The sequence below is a fragment of the Bacillus sp. FSL K6-1012 genome (assembly GCF_037964915.1).
Classification (GTDB): domain Bacteria; phylum Bacillota; class Bacilli; order Bacillales; family Bacillaceae; genus Bacillus; species Bacillus halotolerans.
On record NZ_CP150175.1, the window covers coordinates 2450999 to 2470861 of the forward strand.

Consider the following 19863-nt stretch of genomic DNA (forward strand, 5'->3'; position numbering starts at 1 on the left):
AAAAACATGCTCTTTTTCAAAAAGAAACGATAGAGATTGCTAGGCGGCTGTTTCGGGCATAAAAAAAACCCTATCATCAAAGGCATTATGATCATAAGGATTTTTGTGTTTATGCTTTCTTTTATTCAATATGTCTTTTTTGCTTTTTGTCATTCTTTCATGGGTGCTGAAGGATGGAGAACTGCCTCTTGATAATAAGGCGTCCCGTCCGCTGTTTCTAAGCAGATGCTCCCGTTTTCTTTTCGCTCGGCTTTTTGCCATGCTGACCACTCCCTGTTTCATTTTGGTTCATGATAGCAAATGGAACATGTTATTAAAATGTTTTGAATCTGTCAGAAAAAAACAGCACCTGTCGTGCCAGGTGCTGTTTTCATTTTAATGTTTGACCGCTGTAAGAGCTGCGCGTTCAACGGCGGCTGTCACTTCGTGATGGACCTTTGAATCCAGCGGCTGCGGAACCACATCGCCTGGCTTTGTGCAGGCTGCAATGGCCTCTGCTGCTGCCACAAGCATATCGTGATTGATCTCCTTGCTTTTGGCATTCAGTGCTCCTCTGAATATACCCGGGAAGCCAAGCACATTATTCACAGACCGCCCGTCAGCTGCATACGCTGCGCCGGCCTGCAAAGCAGCCTCAGGCTCAATTTCCGGCTTCGGATTGGATAATGCCAATATGACCTGACCAGATCGTACGAATTCAGGTTTAATTAAACCAGGAACTCCTGTTGTGGCAATGACAATATCACATGTTCCCATTAACTCTTCGATGCTGTCAGCTGTCTGTCCGCCGTATTGCTCAAGACGACTCATCGCCGCCTCTGATTTGTCTGTACCGCATACAGCTTTGACGCCGTAAGCCATAAACATCCGGCAGATGGCTACGCCCGCTGCGCCGAGGCCGATCTGCCCCACTTTTGCTTCTTTCAAGTCAACGCCCGCGCTTTTACATGCCGAAATGGCAGCTGCCAGCGTGACGACAGCTGTCCCATGCTGATCATCGTGCATGACAGGGATATTGAGCTCCTCTTTTAGGCGATCTTCAATTTCGAAGCAATGCGGTGACCCGATATCCTCAAGCAGGATGCCGTTAAATCCTGGTGAAATATGTTTTACCGTATTGATGATTTCTTCAGGATCACTTGTATCCAGCAAAATCGGGATACCGCTGATCCCTGCCAGCTGATCAAACAGCGCTGCCTTTCCTTCCATAACAGGCATTCCCGCCACAGAGCCGATGTTACCAAGGCCGAGAATCGCTGTTCCATCGGTTACAATTGCGACCGAGTTGCTGATTGTTGTGTAGATATCAGCCTTCTGAGGTTCTTTCTCGATCAGTCTGCAGACGTCTGCTACACCTGGGGTATAGACACGCCCGAGCTCTGCCAGCGAACGGATTGGCATTTTGCTTTTCATTTGGATTTTTCCGCCTTCATGAGCAGACAGGACTTCATCAGATACCGTGTGAAGCCTGATCCCTTCGCCAAGAGCCTGAACAGCCATGATCACTTCCTGAAGCTGTTCTTCATTTTCCACTTGTACAGTAATATTGCGCATCGTGTAATTGGGTCCGACTTTTACCGTCTCCACATCACCAATGTCTCCGCCCAGAAGGCCGATTGCTGTAGCCACTCTTCCGAGATTTCCGGGAACCGAAGGCGTTTCTATCATCAGTGTCCGAATCATGTGTTTCGCTATCATTCAGTGATCCTCCCCTTAGCCTAGTTTTTCAGCTTGAGCTGTATCGTTTTTCGTATACCATATACATTTTCCTGTATAACCATAGATAATGGCAAGACCTATTGCGACAAAACTGAGCCACATAAATGGCAGATAAGAGAAGGTAGAAACTCCTAAAATCCCGGCCATGTAAATGCCGTTATCAGACCAAGGGACCATACCTGAAGTCAAAGTTCCCCCGACCTCTGAATTACGGGATAGAACTCTTCTGTCCAGATGCAAACGGTCATAGCTGTCTTCCATAATCTTCGGTGTCAAAATAAGAGATACATACATGGCACACCCGAAGATGTTCGCCAAAAATGCTACAATCAGCGTAGATAATGTCACATTGCCTGCTGATGTTAATTTCTTTTCAAAAGTAGAGACAATCACTTTTAATACACCGAGTTTTTCAAGCAATCCGCCAAAGCCGAGACCAAAGATAATCACGACGAGAGAGTCAAGCATACCGACGATGCCTCCGCGGTTTAAGAGGCCGTTTAAAAACTCAACATCTGTTTTAATAGAGAATCCGTTGTACGCAGTTGCAATCGCATCGGCGATATTCATGCCTTGGAAAATAGCAGCCCAAGCAGCCCCAAGCAATGCACCAATTACGATAACCGGCATAGAGGGCTTTTTCATCGCTAATAAGACGATTACGACAACAGCCGGAATCAGCATCCAAATATGAATGTCAAATGTATTCTGCAATGAAGATTTCAAAAATTCAACTTTGTCGAGATCAATATTTTTCCCGCCGTACATAAATCCAACAGCTGTAAAGAGAATAGCCGTAATCACATATGCTGGTATTGATAAATAAAGCATCGCTCTGACGTGAGCCAATACATCCACTTTTGATAATGAAGAAGCCAGGACTGTGCTGTCAGACAGAGGAGACAGCTTGTCCCCGAAGTAAGCTCCGGAAAGAATGGCTCCAGCTACAAGAGGAAGCGGGATTCCGAGGCCTTCACCAATTGCGATCATGGCGATGCCGGCTGTTCCTACTGTTCCCCATGACGTTCCTGTTGCCACAGACATAATAGAACAAATAATTAATGTTGCGAGTAAAAAGATACTAGGATGAATAAATTCTAATCCATAATAAATCAAGGTCGGCACGACGCCTCCGGCAATCCATGTTCCAATGAGCGCTCCGACTGAAACGAGAATCAGAACAGCTTCAAGACCATTAGATATCCCATGAACAATCGCGTTTTGCAGATCTTTATATGAATAACCCAGTCTGATTCCGAGAATCATTGCAATAAACCAAGAAACAAAAAGCGCTAGCTGTATTGGCAAGTCTAAAAAGACTGTAAACGACAGAACAAGTGCTAAAAATGCTCCTAGTACGATAATAATTTCAAATAGTGTTGGCAATCTTACATCCTTCAAAAGAAGTCCCCCTTAATGAAAAAGCTAAAACGCTTTCAATAAATAGTGCAACACGTATACTATACTTCCTCATCCCTATGCTTGTAAACAGCTTATTCACCGGCTATCCAGAGGTGAATAAGCTGTATTTTGTTTAAATTTTATTTTTCTAATAGCTCTTTTCCAGCAATCCCTGGCTTTGTCATCTCGTATGGATTTAAAATGATATCCAATTCTTCTTCTGTCAGCACATCATGCTGAAGGCAAAGATCACGGACAGATTGGCCTGTCATAATCGCTTCCCTGGCGATTCGGGCAGCCGCTTCATAACCAAGATGCGGATTCACAGCGGTAATAACGCCAGCGCTTTTTTCTACGTATTGTTTCAAGCGTTTTTCATTAGCTTCGATGCCTTTTAAGCAATAGTCAGTGAAGGAACGGAAACCATTGTTCATAATGCTGATTGATTGCAGCAGATTAAAGACGAGCACTGGCTCCATAACGTTTAACTCAAGCTGACCTGCTTCTGAAGCTAGGCAGATGGTATTATCGTTTCCAATCACCTGGAACGCAATTTGGTTAATGAGCTCCGCCATAACCGGATTGACTTTACCCGGCATGATGGAAGATCCCGGCTGGCGGGCAGGCAGAGAAATCTCCGCAAGTCCGGCGCGTGGTCCCGATGCCATTAAACGAAGGTCGTTTGCGATCTTCGACATGTTCATCATGCAGACTTTTAATGATGCAGAAACTTCTGTGTAAGCATCTGTATTTTGCGTTGCATCGACAAGATGGTCAGCGCCGACAAGAGGCAGTCCGCTAATATCAGCAAGGTGTTTAACGACTTGTTTGATATATTCCGGATCGGCGTTCAGGCCAGTGCCGACTGCAGTAGCGCCCATGTTGACTTCATACAGGTGCTGCCGGGATTGTTTAATGCGTTTAATATCACGCTCAAGAACACGGCTGTATGCTTCAAATTCCTGGCCGAGACGAATCGGAACAGCGTCTTGGAGGTGAGTCCGTCCCATTTTAATGACAGAATCAAATTCCTGCGCTTTTTGTTTAAACACACCATGCATGTCTTCCATCGTCTTAAGCAGTTTTTCCAACAGATTCAGTGTAGAAATATGAATGGCTGTCGGAAACACATCGTTTGTTGACTGTGACATATTAACGTGTGTGTTAGGGCTTAAGTGGATGTATTCTCCCTTTTTATGACCCATGATTTCGAGCGCGCGGTTTCCGATGACCTCGTTCGCATTCATGTTCATGGATGTACCAGCGCCACCTTGAATCGGATCGACGATAAACTGGTCGTGCCACTTGCCTTCCAGAATCTCGTCTGCGGCTTGTACGATAGCTTGGCCAATTCCTTCATACAACCGTTTTACATCCATGTTTGCAAGAGCGGCAGCTTTTTTTACAATCGCCAGCGCGTTAATCATTTCTTCATGGATTTTATATCCCGTAATCGGAAAGTTTTCTGAAGCACGCAGCGTTTGGATGCCGTAATAGACATCTGCTTCAATTTGTTTTTCTCCAAGGAAATCTTTTTCCACGCGGTATTCTTTTTGGCCGTTTAACATAATCTTTAACCTACTTTCTCTATAATGGTTATAGTTTTAGCTTTTTTACAGGACAACGTCATCGGCAATCGGTGTTTCCATAATTCTTTTTACGACCGGCAGATCTGACGATTGGCCGAGTGCCCACATTAATTTAGGAACGATTGCTTCAGTGTTCATGTTTCTTGAGCGGATAATCAAGTCCTGATTGACTCTGCGGCCGACTTCGTAAATACTCATATCTTCGCCTTCTTCCAAGCATTGAGTCGTAATGACGACAACGATGCCGCTTTCAATCAGCTCATTTACTTTGGACAAAATGTCTCTGCCTTCAAACGGAACGCCTCCGCTGCCATAACTTTCGATGACAATTCCTTTGTACATGCTTTTCAGAGCGTCCAGCATTTCCGGCTTTAAGCCCGGATGCAGCTTAAGCAGACAAACATCTGTGCATAGTGACGTGTCAACCGTGAAGGAGTCGTTCTCAGGTTCCGTTACTTGTTTGTTGTATTCAATCCCGTCTTCTGTAATAAAAGCGATATATGGATAATTGATGCTTTCAAACGCGTCATAGCTTTTCGTTCTTAACTTGATCGCACGTGTTCCTTGAATGACTCTGCCGTCAAACACAACATAAACCCCACCTACGCCTTCACAGGCAAAGCGAATGGCATCTGTAATATTTTTTTTGGCGTCTGTCTTTTGAAAGGTAATCGGAATTTGCGAGCCTGTAATCACAATCGGCTTTTTAGCATGCTGCAGCATATAAGATAATGCGGCAGATGTATAGGCCATTGTATCTGTACCATGGGTAATAACAAACCCGTCATAGGCCTCATAATTTTCCTTAACGGCTTCCGCTATCTCTACCCAGTATTCAGGCTGCATATTGGTGCTGTCTATATTCATAAGCGATTGGGTTTCCATCGTGTAATCGTTATCAAGTTTTGATACGTAACTTAACAACTCGTCAGCCTTCACCCCCGGGGCAAGCCCGTTTTCCCCTTCAACTGAAGCGATCGTTCCCCCAGTTGTCAACATCAATAATTTTTTCATACCATACACCTCTTCACTATATCTAAAGATGGGTTTGCGAGAAGGCATTCGCTTTTCGCATACTTTTAATGCAATTATAGACACGGAAAATAAAATACGCAAGACATTATTATTCAATTCGCGTACACTTCCGAATACCTATATGATATAATCAGCTCAAGTTGAAAAAGGAGCGGAAGTCCATGAATTTAGATCGTTTAACTGAATTGAGAAAAAAGAAAAATTGGTCGCTTCAATATACGGCTGACCTCCTGGGCATCGCAAAAAGCACATACGCGGGATACGAGTCCGGCTACCGCCGTCCTTCACTTGAGGCGCTGGCAATGCTGGCAGACCTTTTTGACACAACTTGCGATGACCTCTTAGGCCGCCCAAAGCAAAAGCAGACTGCTCCTCAGACCATTGAATTGACCACGTGGAGCAGCCTTGACATTGATATTGCTGTTGACGGCAAGCCGCTGTCTGAAGACGAAATTATACAGCTGATCACCTTTATCCGGACAAAGAGAAAAGTCCAGGAGGAACTGAGTTAATTTTCACTCACGACTTAACTTTCCCGTAGGTTCCTCCTCCTCCGGCTTTCAGTTCAAGCTTTCCTGACCTCGCTTTCACAATAAGAGCGGCGGTTTTCGGCGGAACAACCCGAGCCAGATCCTCCTCTGAAGTCTCATGGAGAACAGCCATTTCTGTGCCAAAGGCAGTCTTCAGCTTGTCCAGGGTTTTCGGTCCGACACCCGGAACAAATTGCAGCGGTATCTGATGGACATATCTAGGACGCGTTATGCCTTTTCCAGACTGATCACTCAGTTCGCGCAGTCTTTCGCTGACACCCTTTGTCAATCTGGCACTTCCGCATTCCGCGCACGCCGTTGCCCCGCTCACTGTACGCTCCCTGCATACTTCACAAGCCGTTTGATAATACTTCCCCAACAGCGGATCTAATCCGTAATTTGCAGTAATTTTCCTGTTGTCCTGCCCCTTTAATGCAAGAGCAAACTCAGAAAAATCAGCTGACTGCACATATATTTCATTATATTCTCTGCCGATCTTCCCTAAGGAATGCGCATCAGAATTTGTTAAAAATGAATATTTATTTAATTCGGAAACCCGTGAAGCCATAGGTGTGTCACAGCTTAAACCAAGCTCAACCGCATCTATCATAGAAGGATCAAAAACCTCAGTTAAACTTGACTTAACCCCTTCTCCGTACAAGCTTTTGTGGGGCGTGAAAATATGGGCGGGGATAAACAATCCGCCCATTTCCTTTACTTTTTTTTGAAGGTTCAAGCCTGTTTCGTATATCCGCTGCGAGCTTAAGTGAATATTTTTCATCCGCGCTGAAAGCCAGGCTGAAAATTGTTTCATATCAGCGAGTGTCGGCATAAAAGCGAGCACATGAATCGGCCCGCTGCAGGCTTCATCGTAAATCTCCAGCTCGCTTCCCAATAAAAGAGTTGTGCTGCGATAACGGATTCCGCCGCCCTCAAGCTCGTGATACCTGCCTGAAGCAATGCCTTCCTCAAGCTCTATTATGACTTCCGGGGAATGGCAGTCAATAATCCCGAGAAGTTCAATTCCTTTATATTCACTGGCCTCAACCAAAATCCGGTCCAGCGTCAGGGTTTTTGCACCTGTTATTTTGACAGCCCTTCCTGTATAGGTCCGGCCGATATGAATGTGTAAATCCGCGTAAATCTTTTTCATTTTTATGCTTGCAGCGCTTCTTTCAGCTGAAGATATTGAATCGCATAGGCTGTTTTTGCGTCATATACCTCACGCGACTCAACCAGCTTCAGTGCGTCTTCAAGCGTCACCTCCATCACTTCAACAAACTCGTCCTCATCAAGCTCCCGTTTTTCTTCAAGCACAGACAGCTCTTCCGCAAGAAAAAGGTGAACAATTTCATCGGCAAAACCGGGCGATGTATAGAATGCTGTGATTTTAGTCAGCTTTTTCGCTGTGTAGCCTGTTTCTTCTTCCAGCTCCCGAAGCGCCGTATACTCCGGCTCTTCTCCTTTTTCCAGCTTTCCGGCCGGTATTTCAACGATCGTCCGCTCCAGCGGCTTCCGGAATTGTTTCACCATTATGATTTTCCCTTCGTCTGTGACAGCCAGCACCGCTACCGCACCCGGGTGTTTTACAATTTCGCGTTTACTCGTTTTTCCGTTTGGGAGCTCGACGTCCTCTACATAAAGATCAATAACTTTACCCGAAAAAATCTGTTCTTTAGCAATTGTTTTTTCTTCTAAGTGTTTCATTTCTTCATCTCCCGTTCTGTCTCTATATCATGCCCCATACATTTTATCATACTAGAGAAAAGGGGGCTTCTTTATGAAAGTGTACCGTATGCAAAAGGGCGTCGTTTTAGTGGGAAAAGCGTGGGAGGTGCGGGCGAAGCTCAAGGAATACGGGCGCACATTCCGGTATGTGAAAGATTGGGTTTCCGAGCCGTAAAAGTTGAAAACTCCGCTCCTTTATATTACGGTCATTACAAAGCCTAAAAAAAGGAGTGTGCACATGAGAAAGCGCAAACTAGGTTCATCTGATTTAGAAATAAGCGAAGTCGGATTTGGCTGTATGTCCCTTGGAACCGAAAAAAATAAAGCGCTGTCGATCCTTGATGAAGCCATTGAGCTTGGCATCAACTATCTGGACACAGCTGATTTGTATGACCGCGGCCGCAATGAAGAAATCGTCGGCGAAGCGATTCAAAACAGACGCCAGGATATTATTTTGGCCACAAAAGCCGGAAACCGCTGGAGTGACGAAAGTGAAGGCTGGTATTGGGACCCTTCAAAAGCTTACATAAAAGAAGCTGTGAAAAAGAGCTTGTCACGTCTGAAAACGGATTATATCGACCTGTATCAGCTTCACGGCGGCACAATAGAAGATAACATTGATGAAACGATTGAAGCATTTGAAGAATTAAAACAAGAAGGTGTCATTCGTTATTATGGAATTTCTTCTATTCGCCCGAACGTCATTAAAGAATATGTGAAAAAGTCAAACATCGTCAGCATTATGATGCAATTCAGCCTGTTTGACAGACGGCCGGAGGAATGGCTCCCGTTTTTAGAGGAACATCAGATCAGTGTCGTTGCCAGGGGCCCGGTCGCTAAAGGGCTGCTGACTGAGAAACCGCTTGAACAAACGGCTGACAGTATCAAACAAAACGGGTACTTATCCTATTCGTTTGAGACACTGACAAATGCCCGCAAAGCGATGGAGAATGTCGCGCCAGATCTGTCCATGACAGAAAAGTCGCTGCAGTATCTGTTAGCACAGCCTGCTGTCGCCTCAGTGATTACAGGCGCCAGTAAGATTGAGCAGTTACGGGAAAACGTTCATGCTGCAAACGCACGGCGTTTAAGTGAAGAGGAAATCAAAGCGCTCCAATCTCATACGAAACAAGACGTTTACGAAGCGCACCGTTCATAAAGAAAACCAGCACCTGACCGGGTGCTGGTTTATTTGTATTGATGCCAATCGAGCTGGCTTTCATCGAGGAGCTGTTCAAAGCTTTTGTTTTTTTCGATCTCCTTTTTCTTTCTGATCTGTTCTGCTTTTTCTCTTTTCTGTCTCTCCTGATCCTCTTCCTTCAATTGGCTTTTTATCTGCATCAGCTTTTCTTTTATATCGGATTGAAGGTCGTCTTTTAACTGGTGTTTGTCAGTGGATTTTTGTTTTTTCATGCTCGCTTCCCCCGTGTTTTGTTTTGAAGCCAGTTTATCATGGAGATTCAGGCTGAACAAGCAGACTCTCTTCGGAAAAACGCTGTCATATTTTTCTGCCGGCTCAGCAGCGTTTAGGTATAATGGTTTTAGAAGGTTATCCATAATAGAGTTGAAAGGTGCTGTGTCTTTTGAAAAGATTCCTTTTAGCCGTCGGCGCTGTCTTGGCAGCTGTAGCTGCTATCGGTATTTGTTTCACAAATATCATTATGTTCATAAAGAAAAAAACCGACGAAGAGATTATGAAAAGAGAAACAGATGACGGGCATGATGTATTTGAATCGTTTGAACGCATGGAGAAAACGGCTTTTGTGATTCCATCGGCTTACGGATATGATATAAAAGGCTACTATGTTGCACCGCACGATACATCAAATACAATGGTCATCTGCCACGGTGTGACCGTGAATGTATTGAATTCTGTCAAATATATGGATTTATTTCTTGATCTCGGCTGGAATGTGCTGATTTACGATCATCGCCGGCACGGACAAAGCGGCGGAAAGACTACAAGCTATGGTTTTTATGAAAAGGATGATTTAAACGAGGTCGTCAAATGGGTCAAAGACAAAACCTGTAACCGCGGATTGGTCGGAATTCATGGTGAATCAATGGGAGCAGTGACTGCTCTGCTGTATGCAGGCGCACATCCTGACGATGGCGCTGATTTTTATATTGCCGATTGCCCGTTTGCAAGCTTCGAGGAACAGCTTGCGTATCGTCTGAAAGCGGAATACCGGCTGCCTTCCTGGCCGATTCTTCCCATTGCCGACTCCTTTTTGCGGTTCAGGGACGGCTACCGCGCACGCGATGTATCTCCGCTTGCCGTCATCGAAACGATCGAAAAGCCGGTCCTCTTTATTCACAGCAGGCACGATGATTATATTCCTGTTTCTGCAACCGAGCGGCTTTATAAAAAAAAGCCCGGTCCAAAGGAACTCTATATTGCTGAAGCTGGAGAACACGCCATGTCGTATACAAAAAATCGGGACACGTATCAAAAAACCGTGCAAGCCTTTTTAGACAAAATAACGTAAAAAGCGAAAGGCCCCTTTCGGCCTTTCGCTTTTCCATCATAAAACGTCGGTGATGCCATCCATATTTTCACTGATCCATTCAATCGCAAGGTCTATCGTAGTAAACTCCTGCGCTTCAAATGTCATTTCATCCTGCAAAAGCCAAACATCCTTCTCGACGGATTGCGCTCCTCCGATTGACCAATGCAGCAGGGTGTAGGGATGGTTTTTGTTCAGAAAGGATACCCACGTTTTATTCTGTGCTGTATTCTTAATTGACTTCAGCTTTTGTTCCACGTTTCGTGTCTCCCTACTTTACTAATATGCTCATTCTTGGACTGAGCATTTGAGCCGGACTTTTCAGCGCCAGCGTTTTGGCTTTTTCATTGTAATCGATTGTCATTTGATCGTCAAAAAACACTTTTTGCGACGACTGGATATATAGCGGAATGCCGTTCGTTTCCAGCTGCTCACACTGTCCCGCTAATTCCTCTGTCACCCAGATGGTCGGTACACCGCTTACTGCGCAGCCGCATCCTTCAGCGTCATAACGGAGCTGTGCCTTTTTTCCCGGGTTGGCGTCAAGCGCCTGCTGCAGTGCCTGTTTTGCTGCATCTGTCACATGAATGTTCATAAGGTGAAACCCCCGTTTTTTTCATTTTCGCTATTGTAGCACACCACGCGTCCGTTCGCATTGTTTCTGCCTTTTTTCCACCGCTTCGCTTTTTCTTCTGCAGCCTTGATCCAATCGGTTTTTCCCTGTATGTACGGCTTGATATTGTCCGGGTACTGGGCCGCCAGCTGTTTTTTGAGCGCGGCGTATTCATTCGCTATTTCCGGATGAGCTGTGAGATAATCTCTGAACACCAAATGCCTTTCAATAGCAGGATGCCCTCCCTCATAAATATGGACATGATGGGTACGCTTATTTCCGCCCTTTTGAAAATAGCGTCTGCCAATCATGCCGTTTTCTCCTTTCGGCATATAGCCGAGCTCCGCCATTTTCGAATCATATTGGTTCACGGCCGCGATATCCTTTACTGCAATCAGGATATCAATGACCGGCTTTGCCGCCATATTTGGTATCGATGTGCTTCCGACATGATGCACGTCAATGATCTCCGGGCCGAGCACAAGCTTCAGACGATCTTTTTCCTCACTGAACAGCCTTACCCATTCTTCATTGTAGTGAACGACTTCAACCTTTCTTTTCGGATAGAGATGAAAGACTGACAGCAAAAGCCCCTCTGACGCTTTGACGGTTTTCGTCTTTACAAATCCTGCCTGCGTATACAGCGATACGGCAGGGTTGTTTTTCTCGGCTGTTACTACCTCGATTTTCTCAGCGTCTTCGTTCTGATCAATAACAAATTGCACGAGTGCTCGTCCGATGCCTTTTCTGAAACCGTCGGGATGCACAACAAGCCTGCAAATGGTCAGCTCATGCATAAACTTCTCGTATGAAATGACACCGAGCAGTTTCCCGTCTTCCCGGTATCCCGCAAATCGCTCCTGTGAGGCTCTGATATCCTCGGCTTTTTCGTGTAAAGCAGGGATTCCGTCAAAACCGATAAGCTCCGCTTCTTTTACATAAGCTGGCTTTTGAACGTCAATAATCTCACGCGATACATCCTCTTCCTTATGCTTAAGAAATGCAATCATTTGTTTTCTCCTGAAAACAGCCGCTGCTTCTCGACTTTGGCGACGCGGACCGCATACGATTCATACCATACGCTTTTTCCTTTTTCTTTCGCTGCCTGGTGTTCGGTGTGATGCTTCCAATGATTGATTGCGTTCATACTCTCCCAATAGGAAACTGTGATGCCGGTTCCATCCGCTTCGCGAACGCTTTCCACACCTAAAAATCCGGGCTGGCTCGCCGCAAGCGAAACCATCCGCTCTGCTGTTTCTCCATATGCTTCGTCATTTTCACTTTTGACAGAAGAAAAGATAACAGCATAATAAGGAGGCTCAGGTGTTTTTGACAAAAAATCCATAGCGGTTCCTCCTCATATGTTTTTCACAAAAAGAACCCTGTCCTGGCCCGTTCCATCGTAATTTGCAAATACTGAGATGCCATTCACTGTTTTGCTGCCTTTTTCAATTTCAAAACCCAGTCTTGTATGATACGCGATTGACACCTTATTTACCGGGGACGTGACGCACTTTACCCGGGTGCATCCCCTCTTCTTAACTGCTTCAATAAACACATCGTATAATTGTTTTCCAATTTGCATTTTTCTGAAATCCGGATGCACACCGGAAAAATGGATGTATGCCGTTACAGGATCTGATTGCGATTGAAATCCGATTAAAAATCCAGTCATGCTGTTATGTTCATGTGTGATAAAGCTGGTGTCCTGAAAATGTTCAAAAAATAATCGCGGGAGCTTTTCTTTCAGCTGCCTGCCGCCCCACCATTCATTCATTACAGACGTTACCATTTCATAATCTGAAGACGTGATTGTTCGAATATCCATTACGATTTGATCTCCCTCCGTCTGGCAAAACGAATGTCTCTTTTTTCTCACAATATAAAAATTATATTTTGCCTGACTGGAATTGTAAATGCCTTCTTTTCTGTATCATACGTTTCCAGACTGCTGACGGAACAATGTTTGCTATTTTCACATCTAGTTCTCCCCCTCCAGGAGGGGGAACATTTACAGAAAAATATCAAGCACCTGATCAAGTCTCAGCTTACAGAGCTTGCCGGCGTCCCCTTTTATCCACACTGTTTTTTCAAATTCTTCATAGCGGCAGATTTTCCCGCTGCAGGTGACAATTTCGCCATCTTGAAAGCAGCTGACAGTAATATCCTGAGCAAATTCCATTGCCATGCAAAACGTTTGGTTCATCTCCTCCAGCTTATCCGAATCAAGGATTGGCCTTTGCAGCTTCTGTTTATGGTGTTTTCTCTCAAGCAGGCTTTGTTTATGTTCAGGCAGAAACATTCGGCTTCCTTCCCACAGCAGATTGCCTCTTTTTAAATGCTCATTCATTTATAATGCCCTCCTATTTTAGCCGCTCGTTCAAACGCCTGGCCTGCCGCTGTCAGTGAGGCCGCCCTGATGATCGCCGTGTCGCCGAACCGGTTTTTAATCCCGTCCATCACATAGCCGAGGCTCATCTTCTTTGCATAATCCTGAAATAAATTAAGCTGCCATACTTCATCAGATGAGAGCTGAGAGAGATTGACCCCGAGGCGGCGGACAGGCTTCCCGTCCCAAAACTTGAGAAACAGTCTGCATACAGCCTGGTACACATCCTGCGTAGAATTGGTCGGTTCCGCCAGCTTCACTTGCCGGTTGAAGCCGGTCGGCAAATCAAAGTCAGCCCCCCTGCAGCTCACCGAAACCGTCTGCCCCATCATCCCGGCGTTTCGGCTTCGCCTGCATACCTCTTCACTCAGCTCCAGCAGAACGACCTTTATTTCTTTGTCAAAGTGTTCATAGTCTTTCGGGAGTGTCATTCCGTGGCCAATCGCTTTTTGTCCGTCCAGCGATGCCGTTGACACAGGAGAATAGTCGATTCCGTTCGCCGTCATCCACAGCACGTGTCCGTTAATGCCCCATTTCTTTTTTAAAAGCTCGAGCGGAAAAACCGCAAGCCCGCCGATCGTGCTGATGCCCATTCGATTTAAATGATGTTTCATCCGGCTCCCGACGCCAAACATACTCCCCACCGGAAGCGGCCACATCTCGGTTTTCATATTTTCTTTCGTTAACGTGAAAATACCGTTCTTATTCTTTTTGGCAAAATTGTCACACGCAATTTTGCCAAGCGCTTTATTAGGGCCGATTCCGACCCGGGCATAAATGCCGACCTCCCGCATGATTCTGTCCTGAATGCTTTTAGCAATCTCCTCGGGCGCCCCAAACAGCTTCTGGCTGCCTGTGATATCCATGAACTGCTCGTCAATGGAATAGGGTTCCACAAGATCTGTATATTCCTCTAAAATGGCGGTGATTTGCAGCGATACATCAATATACCGCTGCATACGAGGCCGGAGCACAACAGCTTCAGGGCACTTTTCCTGCGCTTCCCACAGGCGTGAGGCATTGGCTACCCCTTTTCGTTTCGCCAGCGGGCATGCAGCCAATACGACTCCGCCCCGCCTTTCCGGATCACCCGAAACAATCACCGGCTGATTTTTTAAATGTGGATTTTCCGCTTTCTCTACAGATGCATAAAACGATTGCATGTCAACGAGAAAAATCACTTTTTCTTTCATCATACACACCTCTAAAAAGAACTTATGTTCGCTTTCACTATTATATGCGAAAATATGTTCGATTTATACTGGTAAATGATTCTTGTCTGACAGAAAATATGATGCAAGGGTTTGAGAGAAGGAAAACATTTAGTAGAATGAAAGCGAACCATAAAGATAGGAGAGTCAAAATGGAGAAATTTGTCGAAAAAATGCTGGGACAGGCATTGCGCCAATACGGCCGAAATGTTGCCATTGATCCGTTAAGCCCGTATGAAAAACAAAGCCTGAAAGCTGCTTTAGAGGAAAGACAAAATGAAGATCCAGACGAGGACCTGCATGCGCATATAGAGGATATCATTTATGACTACGTCACAAACCAAGGGCTGTTTTCTTAGTGACATGCACCTTCATTGTTGGAGAAATTTCGTATATCTGTTTTCGTATGGCCAGAAGGGACGCGGCTGATATCGACGGGAAGCGCCCCTTCTCATATACGGGCGCTCAAGCCCGTCAGCATAAACTTTAATCTGATGCCCGGTCTCACTCAGCATTTCAGGAACCCCGCCGATATGATCTACAGCCTGATGGGTCAACGTCTTCGAACGGAAATCCGTTTGCTTCTCCCGCCTTCCTAATGTCTTTAAACTGACCGGGCATTTCCTGCTCAATGAGAATTGCACTTTCATGATATAAGCGCCGAACAAAAATCCGTGTACTTCACCCTCCACTTCAACGGCGTAAACGCCATCGTCAACGTGAAACATGAACCATTCAAAAAACAAAGGTCATCCTGCGCACACATAGTGTAATACAATCCCATATAAACCAGTAAGTAAAAAAATTTAATCCCCCGTTGGATAAGGAAATTTTTTCATGTATGATAGAAAAAGATCTTACTAACAGGAGAGAACAATAGATGAAGACATGGAAAGATATCCACCCAATCAGCTGGACAATTATTATCGGAACCATTTTTGGCAGGATGGCAACATCGATGAGCATTCCGTTTTTAGCGATTTATTTAACAGCTGTCCAAGGCGCATCAGCGTCCTACGCGGGGCTTGTCATTGCGGCGAGCTCATCAGTCGGTATCATTGCAAGCTTTTATGGCGGATATATCTCGGACAAATTCGGCAGAAAGAACATGATGCTTGTATCCATTTTCGGCTGGATGCTGGTGTTTGCAGGGTTTGCAGCCGCTTCTCACCTCTGGGTATTTTTTGTGGTAAATGCGTTAAACGGACTTTGTAAATCACTGTTTGAACCTGCTTCAAAAGCTTTGCTGTCAGATATGACAGAAGAAAAAACAAGATTGCTGGTTTTTAATTTACGGTATGCAGCCATTAATATCGGCGTTGTCTTCGGCCCTGTGCTCGGTCTGTACTTTGGTTCATCACAATCTACCGCTCCTTTTTTGGTGCCCGCGGTGATTTATGGGATGTACGGTGTCATCCTTGCCATCCAATTTAAAAAGCATCCACCCGCGACATTAGAACAATCCAGAAATCTGAACGTTCGGGAAGCGTTTATGGTAACGCAAAAGGATCGTCTTTTTACAGTTGCTCTTATCGGCATTACACTATGCAGCTTCGGCTATTCACAGTTCAGCTCTACATTCCCGCAATATATGGCGCAAAATCCTTTTATCGAAAATGGGACAAAATTGTACGGCTTGATGCTGACATTAAACGCAATTGTTGTTTTGGCAACACAGTTTCCCATCGTCCACCTTGGTAAACGGTTTTCGCCGCTTTGCTCCCTGATGCTCGGCAATATCATGATCAGCGCCAGCATGATGATTCTTACCATGTCACACGGGGTTTCTTCACTTGTTATCATTGTGATTGCATTTACAATTGGAGAAGTGCTCTTATTCTGTATGATGGATTTGTTTGTAGACCAGATTGCAAAACCCGGATTAAAAGGAACGTATTTCGGAGCGATCGGCTTTTCGCAGTTTGGGAATGTGATTGGCCCTTGGGCCGGCGGCTTATGTATAGATGCATTTGGTGCCGGGCATCCAAGTTCCATTTTTTCTGTCCTTAGCGGCATCACCCTGCTTGGCCTGCCGTTTTTAGTGTTTGCCTATCGGAGGATGAAAGCGGGAATCACTGAGCAGCAACCCGGACTGGGGAAGCCGCTTTAACACAAGAAGACGGGAGAGAATCGCTCTCTCCCGCAAAAACGAGGTGATGAAATATGAATATAGGTGATATCATGTTTCAGCTGATCGTATTTTTTATGTTTGCCGCTGTTATCTCGGCGGCTGTGATCGGCTCTACATATGCGAAAAACCGTAAAGCACAGCTGGACCGAATCGAAAAAAAGCTTAACAGCATGTCCGAAGACCAAAACGATTAACCGCTTGGGGCAACGAGCTCTACCTTAATCCGGTCAGGGTCCTCACAATAGACTGCATAATGCCCGTCTCCTCCGGCAAAAGGATGCCGGTCTCGGTACAGCACACGATAGCCTTTCGCCATCAATTTTTCAGTCATCAGGTCGACTTGAAGCTTGGATTCAGCATGAAACGCGAGATGATTCAGCCCGACACGGCACCTGTGATATTTCGGCTCTAGCCATTCTTCTTTTGCCTGAACAATCACAAGGTAAAAGTGATCTTTCTTCCAGCTGATGCCGGAACTCCATTTTTGACACTCTTTATAGCCAATTTCTGCTAAAAACCATCCCCAAAACCGCTTAGACGCTTCCAAATCGGAGACATACAGTTCAATATGATGCACAATGGTCACACCCTTCTGACTAACACTTCTTCTACCTTATGCCGGTCTCCCTTTCGCAATATTAAATCTGACCTGAATTTAGTCGGCAAAATATTTTCATATAAATTAGGGCGGTTGACACTCTCCCAAATCGAGGTTGCCATCTCGTCAGCCTCCTGGTCAGACAGGTCTTTAAATTTATGAAAATACGAGTCCGGATTTTGAAAGGCTGTTTCCCGAAGAAGGCGGAAACGCTCTAAATACCAGGTAAGAATCCGGCTTTCGTCCGCATCTACGTAAATTGAAAAATCAAAGAAATCGGAAACAAAGATGCGGGGATTTTCCCGGTCATCCTCCAAGGTCGGCGATTGAAGAACATTAATCCCTTCGATGATCACGATATCAGCCTGTTCTACAACCTCGAACACACCTTCCTCGCGGTCATAGGTTAAATGAGAATATACAGGGGCCTTCACTCTTTCTTTTCCTGACTTTACGTCATTCAAAAATTCAAGGAGCGCTTTCACATCATAGCTTTCAGGAAATCCTTTTCTTGACAGCAAGTTTTTCTTCTTCAGCTCAGCTGTAGGAAATAAAAAACCGTCTGTCGTGATCAGGCTGACCTTGGGGCGATCCGGCAAACGCGAAAGCAGCTTCTGCAAAATCCGCGCTGTCGTGCTTTTCCCGACTGCGACACTGCCGGCAATGCCGATGATAAACGGAATTTTGGCTGAATGAGGGTGCTTCAAAAAAACATTCACATGCTTATTTCGTTCGGCAGCCGACTTGACATGCAAATGAAGCAGGCGAACAAGCGGAATATAGATCGTCTCCACTTCCTCTACGGATAGATGATCATTCAGCCCTTCAACAGCTTTTGCCTCTTCTTCAGAAACAGCAATCGACAAATGGCCCCCAAATCCTGACCAAGACTGCCGGCTGTGCTGTGTATATAAAGTATGTAAATTAAGCTCTTTATTTTTCACTGTTTACACCTGACTCTCTGTAGCTTTAAACAAACGCTTACAAAGATTGTAACGGAAAACATTCCTACTGTCTGCTTATTTTTTCAATTTACCTTTTTAACAAGTCAGCACCGATTCGGTTATATGCAGCCATTTCTTCTTTCGGAACCATACTGCCTCCCGTTCCCCAGACAACATGTACGGCATTTTTCATGCTGTGACGCAGATCATTTTCAGACATGTCGTGTTTCCCGATATCCGATAAAAACAGCTGAACAGGCCCGAACATGCCGGCAAGCGCAGACGGCTCTAAATGCTTATTTTCAGATAAAGCCAGCAAATGAAGCAAAGCATACAGCGTTTCGTCTTCAATTGTATAACAGCCGCTCAGCAAAGGTTCTATCAGATTGCCGACAAATCCTGACGGACGCCCTACTGCAAGCCCGTCAGCAGCCGTTACATTATCCAAGCCGATATCCTGCACAGAGATCTGGTCATGCAGGCCGGAATATAGACCTAAGAGCATAGACGGTGAATGGGTTGGCTCCCCGAAAAATACATGAACATGGTTTCCGTACAATAGCTTCAGTCCAAATGCCACACCGCCCGGCCCTCCGCCGACTCCGCAAGGCAAATACACAAACAGCGGTGTTTCAGGACCAGGCTCGATATCCATAAAGCTGAGCTGTGTTTTTAAACGACTGGCCGCTACCGCATATCCTAGGAACAGCTGGCGGGAATGTTCATCATCAATAAAATAACAGAATGGATCTTGTTCCGCCTGCCGCCGTCCTTCTTTAACCGCTTCACTGTAATCTGAATCGTACTCGATTACGGTGACGCCCTTTTTGCGAAGTAAATCCTTCTTCCACTGTTTAGCGTCGGAGGACATATGCACCGTCACTCGAAAACCTAGTTTGGCGCCAATGATACCGATGCTTAAACCAAGATTGCCTGTTGAGCCGACAGCAATGGAATAGCGTGAAAAAAATGAAGTGAACCGCTCTTCGTGCAAGATGCTGTAATCATCTGTTTCCTTAAGCATTCCTTCTTGAAGCGCAAGCTCCTCCGCATGTTTCAGCACTTCATAAATACCGCCGCGTGCTTTAATCGATCCCGAAATCGGAAGCTCATGATCGCACTTTAAAAGCCATCTCCCCGGAAACGTTTCGCCATACACTTCCTCCAGCTTCTTTTTCATATGGCGTATTTCAAAAAGCGGCGATTCAATCATCCCTTCGGCAGCTTTTGTTTCCGGAAACGCCTCGGCAATATAAGGAGCAAACCGCCGAAGTCTTTTGTCCGCCTCGGCTATCTCGCTTTCCCACTCAGCCGCTTGTAATACCATCCCCTCTTTCTTGCCGGGATTAGCCCAGAATACCGGTCGTGCATCAATCAATTTCTGAATAAATGGATCTTTTATCAGATTACGCAAAGTTTCTTGATTTATCGACATCAGCCATTTCTCCTTCCTTTAACAAATGTATAT

General features: G+C 45.3%; 25 protein-coding genes and 1 pseudogene. 7 read left to right on the plus strand and 19 right to left on the minus strand.

Translation table 11 applies throughout. From position 1 onward, the window contains the following. Positions 1-39 precede the first annotated feature (39 nt). The 5 genes from NSS75_RS12565 to ansA form a co-directional block, all read right to left on the minus strand. Positions 40-261, minus strand: coding sequence for a hypothetical protein (locus NSS75_RS12565; protein WP_339233266.1), 222 nt, complete (start codon positions 259-261; stop codon positions 40-42). Positions 262-375: 114 nt separating this feature from the next. Further along, entirely contained in the window at positions 376-1698 is a 1323-nt protein-coding gene (locus NSS75_RS12570; protein ID WP_024121935.1) for an NAD-dependent malic enzyme, read from the minus strand. Positions 1699-1713: 15 nt separating this feature from the next. Beyond that, complete coding sequence (mleN, locus tag NSS75_RS12575) at positions 1714-3120, minus strand: malate-H+/Na+-lactate antiporter MleN (protein ID WP_024121936.1); 1407 nt, start codon at positions 3118-3120, stop codon at positions 1714-1716. Positions 3121-3260: 140 nt separating this feature from the next. Next, on the minus strand, positions 3261-4688 hold the full coding sequence (gene aspA / locus NSS75_RS12580) for an aspartate ammonia-lyase (protein ID WP_010334814.1): 1428 nt from the start codon (positions 4686-4688) through the stop codon (positions 3261-3263). Between the two features lie 45 nt (positions 4689-4733). Further along, positions 4734-5723 (minus strand): asparaginase, encoded by a 990-nt coding sequence (gene ansA / locus NSS75_RS12585; RefSeq protein WP_216394043.1) that lies wholly within the window; start codon positions 5721-5723, stop codon positions 4734-4736. 182 nt (positions 5724-5905) lie between these two features. Here ansA and NSS75_RS12590 point away from each other — a divergent pair, with 182 nt between their 5' ends. Next, positions 5906-6256, plus strand: a complete 351-nt coding sequence (locus NSS75_RS12590; RefSeq protein WP_024121939.1) for a helix-turn-helix transcriptional regulator — start codon at positions 5906-5908, stop codon at positions 6254-6256. A gap of 7 nt (positions 6257-6263) precedes the next feature. Here the strand turns inward: NSS75_RS12590 and NSS75_RS12595 are convergent, their stop codons facing one another. Beyond that, the gene (locus NSS75_RS12595; RefSeq protein WP_339233270.1) at positions 6264-7427 is read right to left on the minus strand and encodes a TIGR00375 family protein; all 1164 of its coding nucleotides are present in this window, start codon (positions 7425-7427) and stop codon (positions 6264-6266) included. A gap of 2 nt (positions 7428-7429) precedes the next feature. Then, entirely contained in the window at positions 7430-7981 is a 552-nt protein-coding gene (gene nudF, locus NSS75_RS12600; RefSeq protein ID WP_038954217.1) for an ADP-ribose pyrophosphatase, read from the minus strand. 73 nt (positions 7982-8054) lie between these two features. Here nudF and mciZ point away from each other — a divergent pair, with 73 nt between their 5' ends. Continuing rightward, positions 8055-8177: a Z-ring formation inhibitor MciZ gene (gene mciZ / locus NSS75_RS12605; RefSeq protein WP_024121940.1), complete on the plus strand. Its 123-nt coding sequence runs from the start codon at positions 8055-8057 to the stop codon at positions 8175-8177. Positions 8178-8240: 63 nt separating this feature from the next. Next, positions 8241-9161, plus strand: coding sequence for an aldo/keto reductase (locus NSS75_RS12610; RefSeq protein ID WP_339233274.1), 921 nt, complete (start codon positions 8241-8243; stop codon positions 9159-9161). Positions 9162-9190: 29 nt separating this feature from the next. Here NSS75_RS12610 and NSS75_RS12615 read toward each other — a convergent pair whose 3' ends face one another. Beyond that, complete coding sequence (locus tag NSS75_RS12615) at positions 9191-9415, minus strand: YqkE family protein (RefSeq protein ID WP_339233276.1); 225 nt, start codon at positions 9413-9415, stop codon at positions 9191-9193. 170 nt (positions 9416-9585) lie between these two features. Here NSS75_RS12615 and NSS75_RS12620 point away from each other — a divergent pair, with 170 nt between their 5' ends. Beyond that, positions 9586-10491 (plus strand): alpha/beta hydrolase, encoded by a 906-nt coding sequence (locus NSS75_RS12620; protein WP_339233278.1) that lies wholly within the window; start codon positions 9586-9588, stop codon positions 10489-10491. A gap of 36 nt (positions 10492-10527) precedes the next feature. Here NSS75_RS12620 and NSS75_RS12625 read toward each other — a convergent pair whose 3' ends face one another. From NSS75_RS12625 to NSS75_RS12655, 7 genes and pseudogenes are all read right to left on the minus strand, one after another. After that, positions 10528-10767, minus strand: coding sequence for a DUF2552 family protein (locus NSS75_RS12625; protein WP_024121944.1), 240 nt, complete (start codon positions 10765-10767; stop codon positions 10528-10530). A gap of 13 nt (positions 10768-10780) precedes the next feature. Continuing rightward, positions 10781-11104 carry an iron-sulfur cluster biosynthesis family protein gene (locus tag NSS75_RS12630; protein ID WP_024121945.1) on the minus strand — a complete coding sequence of 108 codons (324 nt, stop codon included), beginning with the start codon at positions 11102-11104 and terminating at the stop codon, positions 10781-10783. Beyond that, positions 11101-12132 (minus strand): bifunctional GNAT family N-acetyltransferase/GrpB family protein, encoded by a 1032-nt coding sequence (locus NSS75_RS12635; RefSeq protein WP_024121946.1) that lies wholly within the window; start codon positions 12130-12132, stop codon positions 11101-11103. The genes NSS75_RS12630 and NSS75_RS12635 overlap by 4 nt, the downstream gene beginning before the upstream one ends. Continuing rightward, positions 12116-12467, minus strand: a pseudogene (locus tag NSS75_RS12640) (antibiotic biosynthesis monooxygenase). Before NSS75_RS12640 ends, NSS75_RS12635 begins: the two are co-directional and overlap by 17 nt. A gap of 12 nt (positions 12468-12479) precedes the next feature. Further along, positions 12480-12950, minus strand: a complete 471-nt coding sequence (locus tag NSS75_RS12645; RefSeq protein WP_095713224.1) for a GNAT family N-acetyltransferase — start codon at positions 12948-12950, stop codon at positions 12480-12482. 183 nt (positions 12951-13133) lie between these two features. Then, positions 13134-13472, minus strand: coding sequence for a YolD-like family protein (locus NSS75_RS12650; RefSeq protein ID WP_095713225.1), 339 nt, complete (start codon positions 13470-13472; stop codon positions 13134-13136). Then, on the minus strand, positions 13469-14707 hold the full coding sequence (locus tag NSS75_RS12655; protein ID WP_339233284.1) for a DNA polymerase IV: 1239 nt from the start codon (positions 14705-14707) through the stop codon (positions 13469-13471). The genes NSS75_RS12650 and NSS75_RS12655 overlap by 4 nt, the downstream gene beginning before the upstream one ends. Before the next feature lie 167 nt (positions 14708-14874). Here NSS75_RS12655 and NSS75_RS12660 point away from each other — a divergent pair, with 167 nt between their 5' ends. After that, the gene (locus NSS75_RS12660) at positions 14875-15081 is read left to right on the plus strand and encodes a YqzH family protein (protein WP_010334838.1); all 207 of its coding nucleotides are present in this window, start codon (positions 14875-14877) and stop codon (positions 15079-15081) included. 12 nt (positions 15082-15093) lie between these two features. On the opposite strand, the gene NSS75_RS12665 is transcribed toward NSS75_RS12660, so the two are convergent. Further along, positions 15094-15468 carry a hypothetical protein gene (locus NSS75_RS12665; protein ID WP_095713227.1) on the minus strand — a complete coding sequence of 125 codons (375 nt, stop codon included), beginning with the start codon at positions 15466-15468 and terminating at the stop codon, positions 15094-15096. 134 nt (positions 15469-15602) lie between these two features. Between NSS75_RS12665 and NSS75_RS12670 the strand changes: the two genes are divergently transcribed. Both NSS75_RS12670 and NSS75_RS12675 read left to right on the plus strand, forming a co-directional pair. Beyond that, positions 15603-16832, plus strand: coding sequence for an MFS transporter (locus NSS75_RS12670; RefSeq protein WP_044154746.1), 1230 nt, complete (start codon positions 15603-15605; stop codon positions 16830-16832). Between the two features lie 53 nt (positions 16833-16885). Further along, positions 16886-17047, plus strand: coding sequence for a hypothetical protein (locus tag NSS75_RS12675; RefSeq protein ID WP_024121954.1), 162 nt, complete (start codon positions 16886-16888; stop codon positions 17045-17047). Here the strand turns inward: NSS75_RS12675 and NSS75_RS12680 are convergent. The 3 genes from NSS75_RS12680 to dsdA form a co-directional block, all read right to left on the minus strand. Next, positions 17044-17430 (minus strand): VOC family protein, encoded by a 387-nt coding sequence (locus tag NSS75_RS12680; protein ID WP_038954218.1) that lies wholly within the window; start codon positions 17428-17430, stop codon positions 17044-17046. The genes NSS75_RS12675 and NSS75_RS12680 overlap by 4 nt on opposite strands. Before the next feature lie 5 nt (positions 17431-17435). Beyond that, complete coding sequence (gene coaA / locus NSS75_RS12685; RefSeq protein WP_024121956.1) at positions 17436-18395, minus strand: type I pantothenate kinase; 960 nt, start codon at positions 18393-18395, stop codon at positions 17436-17438. 88 nt (positions 18396-18483) lie between these two features. Beyond that, positions 18484-19830, minus strand: coding sequence for a D-serine ammonia-lyase (dsdA, locus tag NSS75_RS12690; protein WP_339233287.1), 1347 nt, complete (start codon positions 19828-19830; stop codon positions 18484-18486). Between the last annotated feature and the right edge of the window lie 33 nt (positions 19831-19863).

Bases quoted from the DNA above. Each gene is read 5' to 3' on its own strand.
- NSS75_RS12670 (WP_044154746.1), top strand. From the start codon at position 15,603: ATGAAGACATGGAAAGATATCCACCCAATCAGCTGGACAATTATTATC.
- NSS75_RS12645 (WP_095713224.1), bottom strand. From the start codon at position 12,950: ATGGATATTCGAACAATCACGTCTTCAGATTATGAAATGGTAACGTCT.
- dsdA (WP_339233287.1), bottom strand. From the start codon at position 19,830: ATGTCGATAAATCAAGAAACTTTGCGTAATCTGATAAAAGATCCATTT.
- NSS75_RS12635 (WP_024121946.1), bottom strand. From the start codon at position 12,132: ATGATTGCATTTCTTAAGCATAAGGAAGAGGATGTATCGCGTGAGATT.
- NSS75_RS12590 (WP_024121939.1), top strand. From the start codon at position 5,906: ATGAATTTAGATCGTTTAACTGAATTGAGAAAAAAGAAAAATTGGTCG.
- NSS75_RS12570 (WP_024121935.1), bottom strand. From the start codon at position 1,698: ATGATAGCGAAACACATGATTCGGACACTGATGATAGAAACGCCTTCG.
- aspA (WP_010334814.1), bottom strand. From the start codon at position 4,688: ATGTTAAACGGCCAAAAAGAATACCGCGTGGAAAAAGATTTCCTTGGA.
- NSS75_RS12675 (WP_024121954.1), top strand. From the start codon at position 16,886: ATGAATATAGGTGATATCATGTTTCAGCTGATCGTATTTTTTATGTTT.
- NSS75_RS12650 (WP_095713225.1), bottom strand. From the start codon at position 13,472: ATGAATGAGCATTTAAAAAGAGGCAATCTGCTGTGGGAAGGAAGCCGA.
- nudF (WP_038954217.1), bottom strand. From the start codon at position 7,981: ATGAAACACTTAGAAGAAAAAACAATTGCTAAAGAACAGATTTTTTCG.
- NSS75_RS12610 (WP_339233274.1), top strand. From the start codon at position 8,241: ATGAGAAAGCGCAAACTAGGTTCATCTGATTTAGAAATAAGCGAAGTC.
- NSS75_RS12630 (WP_024121945.1), bottom strand. From the start codon at position 11,104: ATGAACATTCATGTGACAGATGCAGCAAAACAGGCACTGCAGCAGGCG.
- NSS75_RS12660 (WP_010334838.1), top strand. From the start codon at position 14,875: ATGGAGAAATTTGTCGAAAAAATGCTGGGACAGGCATTGCGCCAATAC.
- NSS75_RS12655 (WP_339233284.1), bottom strand. From the start codon at position 14,707: ATGATGAAAGAAAAAGTGATTTTTCTCGTTGACATGCAATCGTTTTAT.
- ansA (WP_216394043.1), bottom strand. From the start codon at position 5,723: ATGAAAAAATTATTGATGTTGACAACTGGGGGAACGATCGCTTCAGTT.
- NSS75_RS12595 (WP_339233270.1), bottom strand. From the start codon at position 7,427: ATGAAAAAGATTTACGCGGATTTACACATTCATATCGGCCGGACCTAT.
- NSS75_RS12615 (WP_339233276.1), bottom strand. From the start codon at position 9,415: ATGAAAAAACAAAAATCCACTGACAAACACCAGTTAAAAGACGACCTT.
- NSS75_RS12565 (WP_339233266.1), bottom strand. From the start codon at position 261: ATGGCAAAAAGCCGAGCGAAAAGAAAACGGGAGCATCTGCTTAGAAAC.
- mciZ (WP_024121940.1), top strand. From the start codon at position 8,055: ATGAAAGTGTACCGTATGCAAAAGGGCGTCGTTTTAGTGGGAAAAGCG.